This is a genomic window from Aestuariivivens sediminicola (assembly GCF_022662015.1).
GTDB lineage: Bacteria > Bacteroidota > Bacteroidia > Flavobacteriales > Flavobacteriaceae > Aestuariivivens > Aestuariivivens sediminicola.
Genome location: NZ_JAKMCM010000001.1, coordinates 198892 through 218267, shown reverse-complemented (window position 1 = coordinate 218267; position 19376 = coordinate 198892). Strand labels below are relative to the sequence as shown.

At 38.6% G+C, this 19376-nt stretch carries 13 protein-coding genes; 9 read left to right on the top strand and 4 right to left on the bottom strand.

Going from position 1 to position 19376, the window contains the following annotated elements; all coding sequences use genetic code 11:
- Positions 1-9: 9 nt before the first annotated feature.
- A complete protein-coding gene (gene kdsA / locus MR041_RS00945) occupies positions 10-828 on the bottom strand; it encodes a 3-deoxy-8-phosphooctulonate synthase (RefSeq protein WP_242091706.1) in 819 nt (272 codons plus the stop codon).
- A gap of 251 nt (positions 829-1079) precedes the next feature.
- On the opposite strand from kdsA, the gene typA reads away from it, so the two are divergent.
- The 5 genes from typA to MR041_RS00915 all read left to right on the top strand — a co-directional run bounded on the left by typA (position 1080) and on the right by MR041_RS00915 (position 7704).
- The gene (gene typA / locus MR041_RS00940; protein ID WP_242091705.1) at positions 1080-2879 is read left to right on the top strand and encodes a translational GTPase TypA; all 1800 of its coding nucleotides are present in this window, start codon (positions 1080-1082) and stop codon (positions 2877-2879) included.
- Between the two features lie 445 nt (positions 2880-3324).
- On the top strand, positions 3325-4635 hold the full coding sequence (locus MR041_RS00930; RefSeq protein ID WP_242091703.1) for an O-antigen translocase: 1311 nt from the start codon (positions 3325-3327) through the stop codon (positions 4633-4635).
- A 60-nt stretch (positions 4636-4695) separates the two neighbouring features.
- Positions 4696-5799, top strand: coding sequence for a DegT/DnrJ/EryC1/StrS family aminotransferase (locus MR041_RS00925; RefSeq protein ID WP_242091702.1), 1104 nt, complete (start codon positions 4696-4698; stop codon positions 5797-5799).
- Positions 5800-5821: 22 nt separating this feature from the next.
- Positions 5822-7282: an oligosaccharide flippase family protein gene (locus MR041_RS00920; protein ID WP_242091701.1), complete on the top strand. Its 1461-nt coding sequence runs from the start codon at positions 5822-5824 to the stop codon at positions 7280-7282.
- 23 nt (positions 7283-7305) lie between these two features.
- Positions 7306-7704 carry a sugar 3,4-ketoisomerase gene (locus tag MR041_RS00915; RefSeq protein ID WP_242091700.1) on the top strand — a complete coding sequence of 133 codons (399 nt, stop codon included), beginning with the start codon at positions 7306-7308 and terminating at the stop codon, positions 7702-7704.
- Here the strand turns inward: MR041_RS00915 and MR041_RS00910 are convergent.
- Entirely contained in the window at positions 7701-8687 is a 987-nt protein-coding gene (locus MR041_RS00910) for a glycosyltransferase family 2 protein (protein WP_242091699.1), read from the bottom strand. The genes MR041_RS00915 and MR041_RS00910 overlap by 4 nt on opposite strands.
- Positions 8688-8813: 126 nt before the next feature.
- Here MR041_RS00910 and MR041_RS00905 point away from each other — a divergent pair, with 126 nt between their 5' ends.
- A complete protein-coding gene (locus MR041_RS00905) occupies positions 8814-9626 on the top strand; it encodes a glycosyltransferase family 2 protein (protein WP_242091698.1) in 813 nt (270 codons plus the stop codon).
- A gap of 5 nt (positions 9627-9631) precedes the next feature.
- On the opposite strand, the gene MR041_RS00900 is transcribed toward MR041_RS00905, so the two are convergent.
- Positions 9632-10564, bottom strand: a complete 933-nt coding sequence (locus tag MR041_RS00900; RefSeq protein WP_242091697.1) for a glycosyltransferase family 2 protein — start codon at positions 10562-10564, stop codon at positions 9632-9634.
- 78 nt (positions 10565-10642) lie between these two features.
- On the opposite strand from MR041_RS00900, the gene MR041_RS00895 reads away from it, so the two are divergent.
- Together MR041_RS00895 and MR041_RS00890 are read left to right on the top strand one after the other, a co-directional pair.
- Complete coding sequence (locus MR041_RS00895) at positions 10643-11167, top strand: DUF4136 domain-containing protein (protein ID WP_242091696.1); 525 nt, start codon at positions 10643-10645, stop codon at positions 11165-11167.
- 41 nt (positions 11168-11208) lie between these two features.
- The gene (locus tag MR041_RS00890; protein ID WP_242091695.1) at positions 11209-11934 is read left to right on the top strand and encodes an SDR family oxidoreductase; all 726 of its coding nucleotides are present in this window, start codon (positions 11209-11211) and stop codon (positions 11932-11934) included.
- A gap of 2 nt (positions 11935-11936) precedes the next feature.
- Here the strand turns inward: MR041_RS00890 and MR041_RS00885 are convergent, their stop codons facing one another.
- Positions 11937-18068, bottom strand: coding sequence for an alpha-2-macroglobulin family protein (locus MR041_RS00885; protein WP_242091694.1), 6132 nt, complete (start codon positions 18066-18068; stop codon positions 11937-11939).
- A gap of 176 nt (positions 18069-18244) precedes the next feature.
- On the opposite strand from MR041_RS00885, the gene MR041_RS00880 reads away from it, so the two are divergent.
- Positions 18245-19198, top strand: coding sequence for a tetratricopeptide repeat protein (locus MR041_RS00880; protein WP_242091693.1), 954 nt, complete (start codon positions 18245-18247; stop codon positions 19196-19198).
- Positions 19199-19376 lie beyond the last annotated feature (178 nt).

Here is a 19376-nt window from a genome sequence, read left to right as displayed (position 1 = left end):
ACCTCTCTCTTAAAACCTGTTTATGGTCTCTCTAATGGCCACCAAATGGGTAAGAAGTGGCTCTAAATTGTCTAAATGGAGCATGTTGGCACCGTCGCTTTTAGCATTTGCAGGATCGAAATGGGTTTCAATAAATAAACCATCGACATGGTTAACAACGCCGGCACGGGCGATGGTTTCTATCATATCCGGGCGACCTCCCGTAACCCCTGCAGATTGATTGGGCTGTTGCAGGGAATGGGTAACATCGAGAATAGTGGGAGCAAAGCGCCTCATGGTAGGGATACCTCTGAAATCGACAATCATATCCTGATAACCGAACATGGTACCTCTGTCGGTTATCCAGGCATTCTCATTACCGGCATCCTTAACCTTCTGAACAGCGTGCTTCATGGCTTCGGGACTCATGAACTGGCCTTTTTTCAGATTCACGACTTTACCCGTTTTGGCAGCTGCAACAACCAAATCGGTTTGACGCACTAAAAAGGCAGGTATCTGAAGGACATCTACATACTGAGCAGCAAATTCGGCATCTGAAACTTCGTGTATATCGGTGACCGTCGGAATGTCGAAGGTATCTGAAACCTTCTTTAGTATTTTAAGGGCCTTTTCATCTCCAATACCCGTAAAACTATCTATTCTGCTACGGTTCGCTTTTTTAAAACTTCCTTTAAATACATAAGGAATCTCGAGTTTATTGGTGATGTTCACTACCCTTTCCGCAATTCGCAGAGCCATATCTTCCCCCTCAATGGCGCATGGTCCGCAGAGTAAAAAGAAGTTATTGGAGTTGATGTGTTTTAATTTCGATAGGGTTTGCAGATTCATGTGCCTGATGATTTCAATTTATGCAACAAAGATACTATTAAAAGGTTAAACCTATTTTAGTTTACGGCCATTTTGTATTAGCGATAGCAACGGCATCCTTTCTTGTTTTAAGGTATTAAAAGCAAGAAAGATATAGTGAATAGCGCGTTCTTTTTTATGGTGCATAAAAAAGAAATACCAAAACATGAATTACTGTAAATTTATCCATATTTTATAAGTACCTTTGCACGCTTAAATTAAGGCATCCTGTTATGGCTACTATTAAAAACATTGCAATTATTGCTCACGTCGACCATGGTAAGACCACTTTGGTAGATAAAATAATGTACCATTGTCAGCTATTCCGCGACAATGAAAATACCGGCGATTTAATTCTGGATAGCAACGATTTAGAGCGTGAACGGGGTATTACCATTACATCGAAAAATGTTTCTGTTACCTATAAGGATACTAAAATAAACATTATAGACACCCCCGGTCACGCCGATTTTGGCGGTGAGGTGGAACGGGTACTCAATATGGCTGATGGGGTGTTGTTGTTGGTGGATGCCTTTGAAGGCCCCATGCCACAAACGCGGTTTGTACTTCAAAAGGCAATCGATTTAGGCTTGAAACCCTGTGTGGTTATCAATAAAGTGGATAAGGAAAACTGTACGCCTGATGAGGTGCATGAAAAGGTATTTGACCTCATGTTTGAATTGGGCGCCGAGGAATGGCAATTGGATTTCCCCACCGTTTACGGATCGGCCAAGAACAACTGGATGAGTGAGGACTGGCAGAAGGAGACTGAAAACATAGAGCCTTTGCTGGATATGGTGATTAACCATATCCCTTCACCGAAAATCGAGGAGGGGAATACCCAACTGTTAATTACCTCGCTGGATTACTCCTCTTTTACAGGACGTATTGCGATTGGTCGTCTGACTCGGGGAGTATTGAAAGTGGGCCAAAATATTTCCCTGGTAAAGCGTAACGGCAGCATTATAAAGTCAAAGATTAAGGAACTTCACACGTTTGAAGGTCTGGGTCGAAAAAAAGTAGACGAAGTCCTTGCCGGAGATATTTGTGCAGTTGTCGGGTTGGAAGGATTTGAAATAGGCGATACCATCGCAGACTGGGAACATCCCGAGGGATTAAAGACCATAGCCATTGACGAACCAACAATGAGCATGTTGTTTACCATAAACGATTCACCTTTTTTTGGTAAGGATGGGAAATATGTAACCTCGCGCCATATAAAAGAACGTCTCACCAAGGAATTGGAAAAAAACCTGGCATTACGCGTTGAGGAAACCGATAGTGCTGATAAATTTATGGTTTTTGGTCGTGGCGTTTTGCATTTGTCTGTTTTAATTGAAACCATGCGACGTGAAGGCTATGAATTACAGATAGGACAGCCCCAGGTGATCATTAAGGAAATTAATGGTGTTAAATGCGAACCGGTTGAAGAAATGACCATCGATTTGCCTGAAGAAGTATCGGGTAAGGCAATAGAAATGGTCACCTTAAGAAAGGGCGAGATGTTAAGCATGGAGGCTAAAGGAGACCGTATGGTTTGTGAGTTTTTAGTGCCCTCCAGGGGGATCATCGGACTGAGAAACCAGTTATTAACGGCCACTGCCGGGGAAGCTATTATGGCCCATCGTTTTAAAGAATATCAACCATTAAAAGGGGGTATACCAGAGCGTCAGAACGGAAGTTTGGTGTCCATGGAGAAGGGACAGGCCATTCCATATTCCATAGACAAATTACAGGAGCGCGGTAAGTTCTTTATCGATCCGGGTGAGGATATTTATGAAGGTCAGGTTATTGGCGAGAATTCTCGTGGAGATGATATGGTAGTCAATGTGACAAAAACTAAAAAACTGACTAATGTGCGCTCTGCAGGTGCAGATGACAAAGCGAGGATTGTACCGGCAATTAAATTTTCCTTAGAAGAGGCATTGGAGTATATTCAGAAAGATGAATATGTCGAGGTAACGCCAAACCATTTGCGCCTGCGAAAAATATTGTTGACCGAAGTGGAACGCAAACGAAGTAAAGTTTTATAATACTATATGCATTTTGAGTAAATATGAAGAGAAATCCTTGAACGGATTTCTCTTTTTTTTTTAATATTGGTTCATGGAATTATTCGGTATTACAGGTTTGGAGTACATAGGCTATTTCGCTTCGTTAATGGTTTTATTATCATTTACAATGAAAACGGTTAGAAATTTACGTTTGGTTAATATGATGGGCTGTTTATTGTTCATTGTTTACGGTTTTTTAATGCCGTCCATTCGCATTGGACTACCCATAATTATAGCAAATGCAGCTATTTTTTTGATTAATCTCTTCTATTTATTTCAACGATATGAATTAGAAAAGTGAAGTAATAAAATGACCCCGTCGGCATTAGTTTACTTAAACGATTTGTATATTTGAAACACGCGAAGGGATGCACTCACATTTTTATTTAAGGGTGTGAATTTTTAAATTACCATTAACAGATATTTGAAAAAACTACTGGCCTACATAAATGAGAAAGTGCTTGTGAAAATTGTTTCATTGAAAGCCATCTCGCTTTTTGTGAAGATTTTTTCAGGTATATTAACCTCAAAGGCTATCGCCGTTTTTATCGGAGCCGAAGGGCTTGCGCTCATCGGAAATTTGAGGAACTTCACGAGTGCCATTCAATCCATCTCCATTTTGGGACTGTACAATGGGGCGGTAAGGTATATAGCCGAATTTAAAGAGGATGTCATCAAACTGAGTAAGACGATTTCAACCGTTTTTTACCTTGGCTTTACGACTACCATCTTCATGTCCTTTTTTTGCTATTTCTTTGCCGGAGACATTAATGATCTTATTTTCCCAAGTTATAATAACTATGCCTATGTTATAAGGATTTTTGCCATAGTACTTCCATTTTTTGCTCTGAATATGTTCTCATTTTCTATTATGAATGGATTTTCTAAGTATAAAAATCTCATTATAATAAATATAATAGGGCAGATGTTGGGTTTATCGGTGGCCTTGGTTTTAATATATCAGAAAAAAATTGACGGGGCATTGATTTCGGTAGCGATTGCCGAAGCCCTAATCCTTTTAATTACGTTGGTAGGAATAATTCACCGGCGAAGTCTGGTAGGGCTTATCCAGGTGGAGCGCATTAGTTTTAGTATGGCAAAAAAATTAAGTCCTTACACCATGATGGCGTTCTTTTCAGCGATGATTTTACCATTTGTGTTTTTGGCCATTCGATCGTATATCATAGATCATATAAGTTACAAAGATGCCGGTTTCTGGGAGGCCATGACACGCATTTCCAAATATTACCTGATGTTGGTTACTTCGATCATGGGGCTTTACATCATACCGCGTTTTTCAGAAATTGAAACGGTAAAGGAATTCAGAAAGGAGGTATTCGGTTTTTATAAAGCGGTGATTCCCCTTTTTGCACTTGGTCTGGTCCTCATCTATCTTTTCAGGTCCTTTATTGTGCGTTTCGTTTTTTCGGAAGAATTTGAACCTGTTGAAGAACTATTCCTTTGGCAACTCCTTGGTGATTTTGTAAAAGTACTTTCTACCGTAATTGCATATCAATTTTTGGCAAAGAAAATGTTCTGGCATTATATAGTCACTGAAGCGTTTCTCGTCATAATTTTATATGTAACGAGCATCTACTTTATAAAAGTATTTGGTTTAGAGGGCGCTGTAATTGGTCATTTGGTGAGCTATTTAATGTATTTTGGTGTGATTTTGCTTATATTCGGCAGTTCCTTGTTTGGGGTGGTGAATGAAAATGAAAAGCCCAGCGAATAGCCCTCTTAGGCATGTAACTATTTTTAATGGTATAAAACTAACGTTCTACAGTTGTTTTAAATGATAAAATTCCTTGACTTAAAAAGAATTAATGCCAGATATAAAAATGAATATGACGAAGGATTTAAAAAATTTTTGAATTCCGGGAGTTATATCCTTGGAAATGAAGTTTCAAAATTTGAATCTGAATTCAAATTATATTGTGGTACCGGGCATTGTATAGGGACGAGCAATGGATTAGATGCCCTGCGCTTAATTTTTGAAGGTTATAAAATTTTGGGCAAATTAAGTGCTGGTGATGAAATACTAGTTCCTGCAAACACCTATATCGCTTCAGTTTTAGCCATTAGCAGTTCCAATTTAAGGCCGGTTTTGGTGGAACCGGACAGTAACAGTCTCAATATTGATGTCAATCGTGCTAAACTGGCACTAACACCAAAGACCAAAGCTATTTTGGGAGTTCATTTGTATGGCAAGTTATACAATGTAAATGACCTTGAAGCCCTATGTGAAGCGAATGATCTAATCCTAATAGAAGATGCTGCCCAGGCCCATGGCGCGTGTATGATTAATGGGCGCAAGGCAGGCAATGTGTCGCATGCTGCGGCGTTTAGCTTTTATCCAACAAAAAATTTAGGAGCAATGGGTGATGCCGGAGTCATAACGACAAATGATGATGCATTGGCACAGGTTGTAAATAAATTGAGAAATTATGGCAGGTCCTCTAGCTATGAAAATGATTTTATAGGATATAATTGCAGGCTTGATGAGCTTCAAGCTGTGTTTTTAAGAATTAAGTTAAGATATTTGGATGCTGAAAATGAAAAGCGCAGAACGCTGGCCCAACTCTATTTGAAACTAATAGATAATGAGGAGATAATTTTACCGGAGGTGGATCACATCAGCGAACATGTTTTTCATTTGTTCGTGATCAGACATAAAAACAGGGATCGATTAAAATCCTATTTATTTGAAAATGGAGTTGAAACCTTAATTCACTATCCTAAGCCCATTCATCATCAAAAAGCCTACGCTGATCTTAACGATTTGCACCTTCCAATAACCGATAGATTACACAATGAAGTTTTGAGTTTGCCGTTAAATGTCTGTTTGAATTCATCGGAAATTGAAAAAATTGCAAACCTTTTGACGGACTTCAGGTGATTTTTGAATTCGAGTAGATTATTTGAAAATAGAGAGCAACTCATATAAGCAGATTTTAAAGGCAACATCCTTATTTGGAGGAGTACAGTCGATTACGATTTTGGTTTCAATTCTCAAAACCAAAGCAGCAGCCCTGCTTATTGGGGTGTCGGGACTGGGTATCTTCGGGGTTTTGATGTCTACCCTAAATTTTATTCAGGCTTTAACACGATGTGGAATCGACGTTACGGCCGTAAAGGAAATCGCTTCATCGGAAAAGGACGAACAACCTAAATTAGCAAAATTAGTAGGAACGATTGTTTTAATAACCGGGGTAATTGGTGCTTTGGTCATTTTAGTGTCTTCACCTGTTCTGAGTTTATTGGCCTTTAGTGATGCCTCCTATATTTCATTTTTTGTCATCGTATCAATAGCAGTGTTGTTTAATCAATTGGCAACAGGTAATATCGTCATCCTACAAGGCCTGAGGTCATTAAAAAGACTGGCGAAGGTTATTGCATTTTCAAGTGTATTGAGCCTAATTCCCACCATTGCCATTTATTATTTTTTTGAAGAAAAAGGGATCCCCTGGGTTATAGTGACAACCGCTGCTATTAGCTTTTTTGTTTCGAGTTATTACATAAAACAATTGAAATTAAGGCGGTTTAAGTTCAGTTTGGGTCAGCTTAAAGAGACAAGTAAGACCTTGCTAAAACCAGGTATCTATTTAAGTTTGGCTAGTATTATGACAATGGCAATTGGATATATTCTTCAAATCTATGTAGCGAATACGGGTGGTGTAGATGAAGTGGGATTGTACAATGCGGGGTTCGCTCTAATACATTCCTATGTCGCGGTTTTTTTTAGTGCATTAAGTAAGGATTTTTTCCCAAGACTCTCCGAAGTATCACAAGACAGTCATATGGTAAATAAAACTGTGAATGAACAGGCTTATATGCTTTTACTTCTTATTACACCTCTGATTATCATTTTTTTAGCACTTAAGCCCTATATCGTTACCTTGCTGTATTCAAAAGATTTTTTACCGATAATAGGAATGATAACTTTTGGTATCTTATCGACTGCATTCAAGTCTGTATCCTGGTCTATGGGCTTTATTTTATTGGCAAAAGGAGATTCGAAATTGTATTTTATAACGGAATTAGTGTCCCAGCTCGCATTACTGACTTTGGTTATCGTGGGATACCAATTTTACGGTTTAACTGGTATTGGAATTGGATTTTTGGTTTATCACATCCTTGATCTTATGTTTATCAAATGGATTGTAACCAAAACCTACAGGTTTAAATTCAATTTGACTTTCAACAGACTGTTTTTTGTGTGTCTGTTTCAATTTATAATCATGGTGAGTTTGTTTTACATGGAAAATAACTTCGTAAAGTACATCATTATGATTTTAGTAATTTTGTTTTCAATGTGTTTTACCTTCTATAAATTGAATACGCATTTTGGTTTATTGGACAGGTTGAAACGTGGATCATAAACCAACAAGTAAAGTATAAAATATTGAACATAAGTAAAGTAAAAATAATCGACATTCCTGATTTTATTGACCATAGAGGTGGGATGTCTTTTATTCAGAACGACCTATTACCTTTTGATATAAAAAGGGTCTTTTACATATATAATGTACCGAAAACGAGCATCAGAGGGGGACATGCACATATTGAACACTTAACCCTTTTATTGGCTCTTAATGGGAGTTTTGTTATCGATTTAATAGATACCGATCAGAAGAAGTTAACGGTTCGGCTCGAGGGACCAAACAAAGGACTTTTTGTGCCTAATATGGTCTGGCATGAAGTCAGGAACTTTTCAGATCATGCCATATGCCTGGTCCTAGCTTCCGATATCCATAAAGAAGAAGATTACATCAGGGATTTCAGTACGTTTTTAAATGCTTAGATGAATGCCCTAGTAAAGCCCCTTCTTAATTTTTGTACCAAAAGGTTTTTTGTTTTCCTCAATCCAACCAGTTTTCGAACAATCTTGTATTGACTTGCCAGGTAGTGAATGTAATCGTATGCATGTTTGGTTTTAATTTTTAAAAACATGTCCTTCCCTAAATCTTTTTTTTCATACCTGCCCGCTAAATAAAGAACCGTTTTAAAATATTTCTGGTAATAGTGTTCACATAGGTCATCCCTAAAATTATATTTGATTTTAAAATAGTTGAATAAACTGAGCATTTCTTTTCTTAGAAAAAAATAGTTTTCAAAATCCGAATGGTAGGAATAGGACTTATTGTGAATTCTGTAAACAAATAAAGATTCATTTATGCGTTCGAAATCACAATGTGCCACCATGTCGACTAATGTAGGATAGTCCTCGATAGTAACTTTTTTATCGATATAAGTTTTAAAATCGACGTATTTCATCAAAAGGGAAAGATTAAAACAAGTCCCTATAGGAATAATTTTCCCGAGAAAGACAGCATCCTTGTAATCCTTTTTTGATGCGGTTATGGTATCTCTATTTACAAATGCCTGAGTTTTGTTTTCATGCTCAAAATATTTATCATAGCCGGAATCAACGAAACCTATCTCGGGGTGGTTTCTAAATACGGTAACTAGCTTTTCAAAAGCGTCGGGACTTTTTACAATATCATCACCATCAAAATTAAATACGTATTTACCCGAGCATCGATCTAAGGTAGTTTTAAAGTTGTTCAGTATCCCTAATTGTTTTGCATTTTGCTTAATGTTGAAAACATCGGGATATTCCTTCTTAAAGGCTTTTATTATTTCAAAGGTTTTGTCTGTGGAACAATCATCGCCAACAACAATTTCATAATTAAAAGAACAATTTTGATTTAATAAGGACGCAATAGTTTCCTCGATATAGTGCTCACTATTGTATGTTATTAGTGCTACCGATAGTTCGACCATTATGGAAAGATTATGACTTACGCGTAAAACTTGAACGATTAATGCTTTGCCAGTTAAAATAAATCTCCTAGATTACTCTTCCATTTAAAAAAGGAGCTTTTACCGGAACAAATATAATCCAATAATATGATTTTTGAGATCCTTATAAGCACTATGAATAAAAAGGATTTTACCTTTTTAAAAAGAATGTTTGCCAACAATACTTTAGAGGACTACAGAATACTAATCATCAATCAAACTACAAAAGATAATTTACTGGAGTCAGAATTAACCAATGTGCGGGTTATTAACAGCTTCGAAAAGGGACTTTCCAAAAGTAGAAATCTGGCCATTCGAAATGCCATGGGGGATATATGCCTGATTGCTGATGATGATATAACCTATAAAAAGGGATTTGAAAAAGATATTATAAGCGCATTTAAAAATAATCCGGAGGCTGATTTTATAACGTTTCAAATGCAGGATGATTCAGGAAAATTGTTCAAAACATATCCAGACGTCCACTGGCATAACAGGAAGTCTGTAATTACTGTTAATTCTGTGGTGATATCCTTTAGAAGAGAAAACATATTGAATTCAGGTATTTCTTTCAATCCATATTTCGGATTGGGGGCGCAATTTCCCTTAGGAGAGGAATATATTTTTCTAAGAGATGCGCTTAAGGCGAATTTAAAGCTACTGTTCATTAAAAAAATTATTTTAACTCATAAGTATTTAAGTTCCGGAAGATTACTGGGAAAAGATTCCAATATATTTGCCAGAAGTGCCATAATGAGAAAGTATTCAGGTAAATTAGCCTACCTAAGGCTTGTTAAACACGTATTTCATGGGCTTCAGAACAGAGAAATAGGGGTGCTTGATATATGCTCAAAATTTAAAGTCGGGATTAAAGGCATTCTTTCTTATGAGTCCCTCTTAAAGCAAAGACTAGTTAAATAAGGATGCTAATTATATGCAGTTAAGTATATTCTTTTCCGAATAAGTTTTTTTTGAATCCATTTAAAGATCTGTAATACTATTTTTGGTAAACGGATCAAAAGATTTTGTTTAAAGTTTAGATTATTATAATCAATTTGTCTTTTTAGTTTGTGGTAAAGTTCATGTTCATCATTTAATTGACACCTTATAGCCAAGGCATAGCGATTTACATCTAAATATTTTTTTAAATAGATATTCTCTTGTTCTTCTTTTTTATAGGCATTTATAAAGTTGTATCTAATCGAGTTGTAATTCGCTTTGGAAAGGCTGTTATGGTCGCTTAAATTATAAAGTACAGTGATTAACGGATTAAAGGCAACTTTATAGTTCAATCCCATTCTTATCCAGAGGTCTATATCTTGTCCCGTTTTAAGAGCTTCATTGTAACCTCCAATGGTTTTGAAGGTGCTTTTTAAAAAAGCAGTAGAGGAGGTTAATATAAAAGATATTAAACTGGCTTCAAAAAAGTTTTCTATTATCAGGGGAGTTGTGTCAAATTTAAAATTAAACATAGCTGGCGTAATGAAGTCCCTATTGCGCTTTACCTCATAATTGTTACAATATAATCCAGCTTCAGGAAAGGTTTTTATTAATTTTTTGAGTTCTGCCAGATGATTTTCATACCAGGTATCATCAGCATCCAACAAGGCGATATAATCGGCTTTTCCATGATCAATACCATAATTTCTGGCCACTGAAGCGCCCTGATTTTCAAGGTCAAAAACAGTGATTCTCGGATCTTTAAATGCATTCACAATCGCGGCACTATTATCGGTGCTACCATCGTTAACAATAATGATCTCGAAATCCTGAAACGATTGGTTTAAAACACTGTTTAAGGTATCGGCGATATAAGCTTCTTTATTGTAAAGCGGTATGACAACTGAAAAAAACGGCATGGGTTAAGGCATGTTAGGCAAAAATAAGATTTTCAAGGTCATGGAATAATTTTTGATTAAATTTATAGAAAAAAGATCATGAAAACACCTTACCTGATCGTCCTGTTTGCCCTATGTTTTTCATGCGCTCCCATTCGTGTGAACTATGATTTTGAAAGGACCACGGATTTTTCCAAATATAAAACATATAATTACTACAGTGATCTGCAAACGGGGCTTAGTGAATTTGATACAAAACGTCTTTTGGACGCTCTGGATTTGGAGTTGAAAGCCCGGGGATATGCCCTATCGGACCATCCGGATTTCTTCATTGACATAAACAGCAGTTCCTATCAGGAGGCACAACGCAATACCGTTGGTGTTGGTCTTGGGGGAAGTGGCCGAAATGTAGGGGGCGGGATATCTATTGGATTACCTGTTGGTCAGGGGAATATGAACCAGCAAATTACCTTCGATTTTGTGGATGAAAAAAATAACAAAGGCTTATTTTGGCAGGCCGTTAGCGAATCGAGTTATCATCCTAATACCACCCCCGAAAGTCGTGAGGCCCATTTCGCCGCTCTGGTTAAAAAAGTACTGGACAAATATCCGCCCAAGTTCTAATACCTCAATTGCATTTTGTAGCTTTACGAAAAACGAATATTATGAGTTCATTAAAAGGTAAAGTTGCTCTTATTACAGGAGGATCAAAAGGGATAGGTTTTGGCATTGCCGAGGCCCTCTTACATGAAGGCGTTAACGTAGCAATAACGAGTAGAAAATTATCCGCGGCCCGGGAAGCAGCTACTTTGTTGAATTCCAATTCTGATGTTGAGGCCATGGCCCTGGGTATAGAAGCCGATGTAAGACAGCTGGAAAGTCAGCAAAAAGCGGTTCAAACAGTATTAGAACAATTCAATCAATTGGATATCGTCATAGCGAATGCGGGTGTAGGTCATTTTGCGAGTATTGAAGAATTAACACCGGACCAATGGCACGAGACCATCGACACAAATTTAACGGGTGTTTACTACACTATCAAAGCCTCGGTCGAGGCCTTGAAGCAATCCAAAGGCTATTTTATTAGCATTTCCAGTCTGGCAGGCACCAACTTTTTTGCTAGAGGGTCGGCTTATAATGCCAGTAAATTTGGTTTAACCGGGTTTACACAAGCCGTGATGTTGGATTTGCGACAGCACGATGTCAAGGTTAGTACCATAATGCCCGGATCCGTAGCGACCTATTTTAATAACCATGTGCCCAACGACAGTGACGCATGGAAAATCCAGATTGAGGATCTGGGTGAATTGGTAGTCGATTTGGTTAAGATGAATCCAAGAACCTTACCGAGTAAAATTGAAGTGCGTCCGTCAAAACCGCCGGTAAAATAAATTCACTCCACTTTAATTCTAGATCCCTTACTGTGGCTGCTAAACTCCGGAGCGTACATACTTTGTATGGTGGTCACACCATTGCTCATGTCGCCGGCGTTAATGACGCGTAAATCGTATTCGAATACATAGATGCCTTTTGGTAAAAACTCAAAAAAGAAATTGGTGCTGACATCCTTGGTGCTTTCGTAATAGCCCAGCCCGTCTTGCCATTTATATTGAGACAAGACATTTACCGGTTCCAATCCGGAGGCCCGCATATCCTTCATATGAACAAATTCCATGTCGCGATCACTTTGCAGTTCAATACGAACACGAACGGCATCACCGACATTCAAAGTTGTAGTATCCGTAATTTCTTTTATCTGCTCACCCAAATCGGTAAAGGTTTTTAAATACAGTTTCTTCTGTAATTTTAAGGGGGTTTTAGCCGAAGAAATTTTGTCCATGTCTTCAAAATATTGCCAGTAAAGTCCACCCCATGCCATGCCTTTTCCTTTTTTTGTAAGTCTAACCGTACTCTTATTCGGAGTAATTTCAGGGGCACTCCATGAGGTTTTAAAATAACCGGTTCCAGCCTCTATTTTAGTATTTTCAATGGATAACGGCACGATACGTTCGTCGCCTACCCTAATGTCGACCCCATCTGCTATACTTAACCAGTCACTTCCCTGAAGTAAAAGGGCATATATAGCATCTGTTGTGGCTTTAGTCGTTTTCCATTGGTTGGTCTGTTTGTGTTTGAGCAACCAGATTTTTAGATGATCAATGAGTTCCGTAGTCTTAGCTTCGTCATATACAGTAGTACCGGCTTCATCAAACAAAGCTATGAATAAGGCCTGTGTTTCTATCGGGGCCTGATACCAATGCCACGAATTTACATTGGTCTTCCAATACATCCCCAATTCCTCATTTGTAATACTCGTTTCGACTAATGATTTCAGAATTTTAGCTGAAGTTTGCGTATTCTTATTTCTAAAGCATATCAAGGCCATTAATCCTTTAGCATATAACGATTTTTTTAACCAATAGGTTTGAATCTGTAATTGGTAATAGTCCATAATTTCCTTTACCTCCGGCGATGTGATCACATTGGGGAAAAAGCTCCTCATGTAGAGATAATGCAATTGGGTGTAGCTCAAATGATCCTGACTTAAATCGGAGTCCTCGTTGTGTTTTTTAAGGTCTTTATATTCTTTAACAAAAGCGGCATCCAGATATGAAATGGCTTTTTGTATCATCGATTCTTCACCCGAATCGGGATTGAATAAGGTGGTCGTATCCCCTATAATTCCAAGTTTGTAAAGTTGTCCGAAACCACTCATTATATGTTGGGTAATGAATCGGTTGTCCGGACCACCATTAAACCAGGACCAGGCACCCGAAGCCATTTGATTCTGTTTTAATTTGCGTAATGAGGATTGCAACTCGGCGTCCATTTTGTTGAGATTGAATAACAGACCGATGCGTTTTTTCTGTTCGGTCTCGCTTTGCGCATCCCGTAACCAAGGTGTTTCCTGAATTAAAACTGACTTCAATTCCTCGTTCTTTTCAAGGTTTGACAGCAAGGCATCCTGGGAAGTCCACTGTTTAAATACCTCGTGTATTTTTGAATTCGATGTTACAATATGGTGTCCCAGCGCATTTCCATAGTAGCGCGCAAAAATCTGTTCGTTGCAGTCATAGGGATATTCCATTAAATAAGGTAAGGCCTGAACGGCATACCATACAGGATTCGAAGTCATTTCAAGCGTTAGTTTATGATGTCTTAGGGTGTTGGATGTGTTCTGTTTCAGTTTATCCAATTCAAAGGTTCTGGTTTCATTGCTTTTTATCCACATGGGTAAGGTCTCGGTGACCAGTATCCTGTTACTTAAGACAGGGAGTGTATTTTGTTCACCATCACTATAGTTATCTGATTTTGCAACGATCTTATACTGTATGGCCTGCATATGATCAGGAACATACATTTGCCATGAGACCTGTGTGTTCCCTTCTGCATCTACCGTAAAATTTTGTATAGTATAATCGCTCCTGTTATCGGCATTGGGGTAATTGGATAACTGAGGGATTACCAGTTGTTTCGAAAGGTCCTCCCCTGAAATAGCATCCGTTAGGATTAAAGTGGCTTGACCCGACATTTCTTCTTTTGTTAGGTTGGCAATTTTTGTACTGATGAAAAGGGTGTCACCCTCTCTAAGAAAGCGAGGCGCATTTGGGATAATCATCAATTCCTTTTGGGTAACGGCAGTTAAGATTTTTGTCGCACTCTGTAAGGTTTTGGTATGTGCCAGTAATTGCAGTTTCCATTGGGTCAGGGCTTCCGGCGTGGAAAATCGAAAACTAATATGGCCAAGGGTGTCCGTTTGTAAATGAGGAAAGAAAAAGGCTGTTTCCTGAAGGTGCTTACGAATTTGAATGGACTTAAAACCAGGCATGCCATCCTTTAAATTGCCGCCCTCAGTTTCCTCTTGTAATCCGTAGCCGACGGTAACCTCTTCTTCGAGAGCGGCAGCTTCACTTTTGAACAAGACATCATCTTCAAATTCAACTGGGTTAGCATCGGCCTGATCATTATTTAAATTGTCAGACACACTGGAAACTCCCCTTATCAGGATGTTCCGTTGCCCAAATGAAAAACCAAACCAATTCAATTGATCATAATAGTGTTTCGAGGCGTTCAAGCTTAACCGCTCATTGTAAGCTCTGAAGTATTTCGTGCCAAAACTGTGGTAGGCATTGCTATTGCTCGTAGCGGTATAAATTGGACGATACAGAGGCGAGAAATTCCATTGGTGTGGTTTAAACTGGTCTAAGGAGACGTCATACATGCCGGCCAATAACTCGGCGCTAAGCTGTTCTCCGTAGGGCCCCTTTATTTTGAAACTCCAGGTTTCTTCAGATCCCGGTTGTAATTTATCCCTGAAGGTCAAGGTTTCTATTTCCAATTCAGTTTTAGGGTATGGTACTGAAATCGGTATCGTTCCGGATTCAAAACTATTGAATGCTGCATAACTGTAATGTATGGAAAAACCACCCAGGTCATTTGATTCTATAGGAATGGAAAATGTTTTTTTGTTCCTGCCGAGTTCAATGATCTCTGTTTTGACTATCTGATGGTTTTTTTCAAGTTTAAGGGTCACAGTAAGAGCGTCTGCTGCTGAAGCCAGGGTCAACAGGGCAGTATCACCGATAGCATACTGAGTAGCGTCTGTGGTAAAGGAGAACAACTGATTATCAGCAATGGTTCTGTCCTGCTCACTAAATAACACGGTTCTAATTTCGTCTTTCACGAACTGACCGTATGGGTCGCGTGTTTCCAGGATAATTATATACGCCCCTGATGCCCATCTTCTAATATTACCCAAAGCGACTTCCTGAGCGCTGTGGGTGTCGAATTTCGTTTCAAAAACCAAATCGCCTTTTTCCCAATGATTTGGGTCGTGTTCATCGTTATAGGCGTCATGCGGGAACAGGGTTTTAAATGTTTTCTCATCGATGTCCTGATAGTCGGGGGCAGCCCAGGGACGTTGTCTTAAAACGGTATTTGGTGCTTCTAATTTATATATTTTAATAAGGCCCTTTGCTGGAACAAATTCATCGTTAAGGTTTTTTGTTTCAATTAAAATCTTATGATCCTTTTTCGTTTTATCCAATACTGTTGGCAGTGTCATGTTGGCTACTAAGGCGTGATAACCAACTTTAACCACAGTTGCAGCACTTCGTGTTTCACCGTTTATATCGGTAACATCTGCAGTAATTTCATAGGTAAAGACCGGTAAATCACCTTTATCGATACTTTGGTCCGGAAGCGCCCTGAAGGCAATCTCATAGGCGCCTTTTTCATTGGTCACTGTTTCCCCGTGGCCAATTTCCTGAGGTTGACCGAAAAAGGCGGGTCGGCCCCATGAGTACCATCTTGGGTATCGTACTGTTCGCTGCACCCGATATACCACTTTGGCATTGGTAACAGGACTTCCCGCATAGGCATTGGCCACAGCTTTCACCACTACGGAATCGTTAACTCTAAAGATCTGGTTAATAGGATGGAATTGGGTTTCGAACGTAGGACGCTTATACTCTTCAACTGAAAAGTAATGTTCCGTAAAAAAGTTTATTTCATCCCCGTCAAATTCAATATGATAGGTGCCATTCAATCCATCAGTTGGTAATATGAATTCGCCCGAAACCGAGCCAAAGGCATTTGTTCGTAACTCCAATTCTGCTAACGCTTCGTCATTTGTATTGTATAAAACAGCCTTAACCGGTTCGTTGGCCACGATTTCAGATGTGTCTTTTGTGGTTCTCATGGCAATGGCTTTAAAAAAAACCGTCTGCCCGGGCCTGTAAATTGAGCGATCTGTAAAAATAAAAGCTTTAAAATCAGTGTCATTGCGTACCTGTTCGCTCAATGCGTTTTTAAAATAATTGCCAAAGTGTGCTGTATCATTTTCATATTTAACCCTTACGACTATATTTCTGTAGCGGTCCTTAGATTTTTCTAAACGAAACTCCCCGAGGCTATTTGTTTTAAAAAATTCCTGATGCGGTTCCTTGTTATAATTTTTGTAAAAGGTTAAGGTTACATCGGCACCATTAATAGGAGATCCGTTATTTCGGTCAATCACCTGAAACGTCTTGACGTTTTTGCCGTTGCACTCTACCAGGGCGATATTGGTGACTTGAATGGTTGAAAATGCAAAAGTGCTCTTATGGTTTTTAGCAGAGGCAAAAATCAAGTAGTTCCCATTGCCAAGTTCGGGAATGACTAACTCTGTGCTGTGTATTTGATAATCCCTTTCATTTCGAAGGGTGTTGCTCCATTGTGTTTTTATTTTGAGTTTATCAATGAATTCAAGTTGTTCTTCCTTGCGATATAGTTTACTGAAACGTTCCAATTCGTCCTCAGCTATTTTGAATACTTTAAAATGAAGCGCATTTAAGTTTTTATACTTAACCAACAGGCGTCCATGTTGTTGCAGCGGAAGCATCTTTTCCGAGGTGATTTGAAGCCACGGATGTTCAATCTGAGATTTGAGTAATTTGCATTGTTCTGAAGCCTTACTTTCCGGAAATCTGCTGATGACTGCATTGCAAATGGCAAGCGCTTCCTTTGCTTTCCATCGATGACGTTCATCCGTTTTAGGTTGGTAGTCTTTGCTTTGACGGTGGTAAAGGGAGGCGATTTCAAAATCGTATAATCCGGAAGCCTCATGATCCTTAATTTTACTTTTTTCTCTGTTGAGTACCTCTAATAAAAGAGCGTCTTTATCGGTTAAGGAGGTGTACTGGTGCACAAAATGCAATCGTTCAATGTTAACATCGACCAATGCCAAAGGGTTACTGTCCTTAAGATGAAATTGAATGAGCTGTTTATAAATGTTCAGGGCGTTAAGCTGGAGAGACATCGTATCTCGGGATGTCAGTTCTAATGTTGAATAGGGTTCTGCCGCACCCAGATATTTCGGATGGTCAATTTCGAAGGAAAAGGCGGGTTGCGTTATTTGGGTTTCAGAGGATTTATAAAACGCCAGTGCACGATGACACAAAAAGTCAAATAAGGTGGGTCTGTATCGTTTTGAGTCTTTTTGAAGAACGAGTAAGGCATCGTATGCTTCTAAATCTTCGAGTTGTAATTTCGACCCCTTATCCAATGAATTCTGATAATGCAAATGAATCACATTAAAAAGGGTCTGCAAATCCCAGGTTCTGAAATCAGTTTCAGATACTGAGGCTCCCGAAGGATCCAGTTTCGTTCGCTGGTAAAATTTCCAACGGTTCTGGTTAAAGTATTGCCAATAGAGATCGGCCAGAATACTTTCCAATATGTTTTTTACAGGAAAGGTGGTGTTGTTTATTTCAGATTTGAAATGTGCTATGATGTTAAGTTGGGCCTCTTCCTCAAGGATCAGGGCATATTTACTTTGATACAGCATCGATTTAATCCGTTGTTGAGAATTTCCATCTTTTCTGGCTTTTTCACCAATTGCTGTGACTATTTTTAATGCTGATTGAGGCAAGCCATCTTTTTCGTATTGCTCCACTTTATGCCACAGATCTTCATAATTAGTGGTCTGGGCCTCTATTAGACTTGAAAAAAGGAGTATAATAAGCAGCGATAAAGCGTGTTTCATCTATTTAAAAATTTATGGTTTCCATCGGAACATTAAAAAGGATGTGCGTTTACAGCTTATATTCAAAAGCCATTCCAAAAAAGGTGGTCTGCAAATATAATTTTACCAAAGGAGTGAAGTTAATATTTTTAAAGTAAGGAGGGAAAGTTTAACTTTGCAATTTCGACCCAATACCTATGAAACATTTTTTATTGTTTTTATTGCTTTTTCCAATCCTCGCTTTCAGCCAATCTGAAATAGCTGAGGCGGAGCGATTGTTCCAGGAGAAGAATTATGTTGAAATGGAGCAATTGATGTTGGATTTTTTAGAAGACCATCCTGAAAATTTGAGAGCGATAGAGCTTTTAGGAGATGCCTATGCCTATCAGAAGAAATGGGATGAGGCTAAAGTCCAGTTCAAGAAACTTCTTGAAGTTGATGATAAAAACGCCAATTACCATTACAAATATGGTGGTATGTTAGGGATGAAGGCTTTGGAGAATAAGTTTAGTGCGCTGGGTCTTATAGGCGATGTAAAATCATCGTTTAAAATGGCCGCCGATCTGGATCCAAACCATATCGAGGTGCGATGGGCCCTGGTTGAACTGTACATGCAATTACCGGGTCTGTTTGGGGGCAGTAAAACGAAATCGCTTCACTATGCAGAGGAGTTGGAAAACCTGTCGAAAGTAGATGGTTACCTGGCAAAGGGCTATATTTATGAATATGATAATGAACCCGATCGTGCTGAGACATATTATAAAATGGCCATAAACGAAGGTGGTTCGTTGACCTGTTTTGAAAAGCTTACCCAATTTTATGAAAATGAAAACGAACCTGAAAAAGCCATACATAACATTGAAGTGGCACAGCAGAAATACCAACGCAATTCCCTACACTATCAAATTGGTAAGATAGCAGCTGAATATAATGTTGCATTGGATAAGGGAGAACAATGTCTCAATACCTATCTTAAAAATTATACCGTAAAGGACGGTGTGCCAAAAGCATGGGCGCATTATCGATTGGCACAAATTCATATGCACAAGAATCATAAGCGTAAAGCACTGGAGCATATTGATATGGCTATCGCTGAATTACCAAAAATTAAAACCTTTAAGGAGCAAAAGGAAAAGATTGTCAATATGTAGGAATGACTCTTTTTCCTTTTAATTTAACAGCCTGGTGTTATCAACCCCATGCCTTATGTGGTATGTAAAAATGTCTCCATTTAGGCTTCGCGCTTCTAACTTCAATTCATATCTTTACCTTTAAAATTAACAGACATAGAATTCGAATTTTGAAATGCCAGGAGCATTTCAATACATA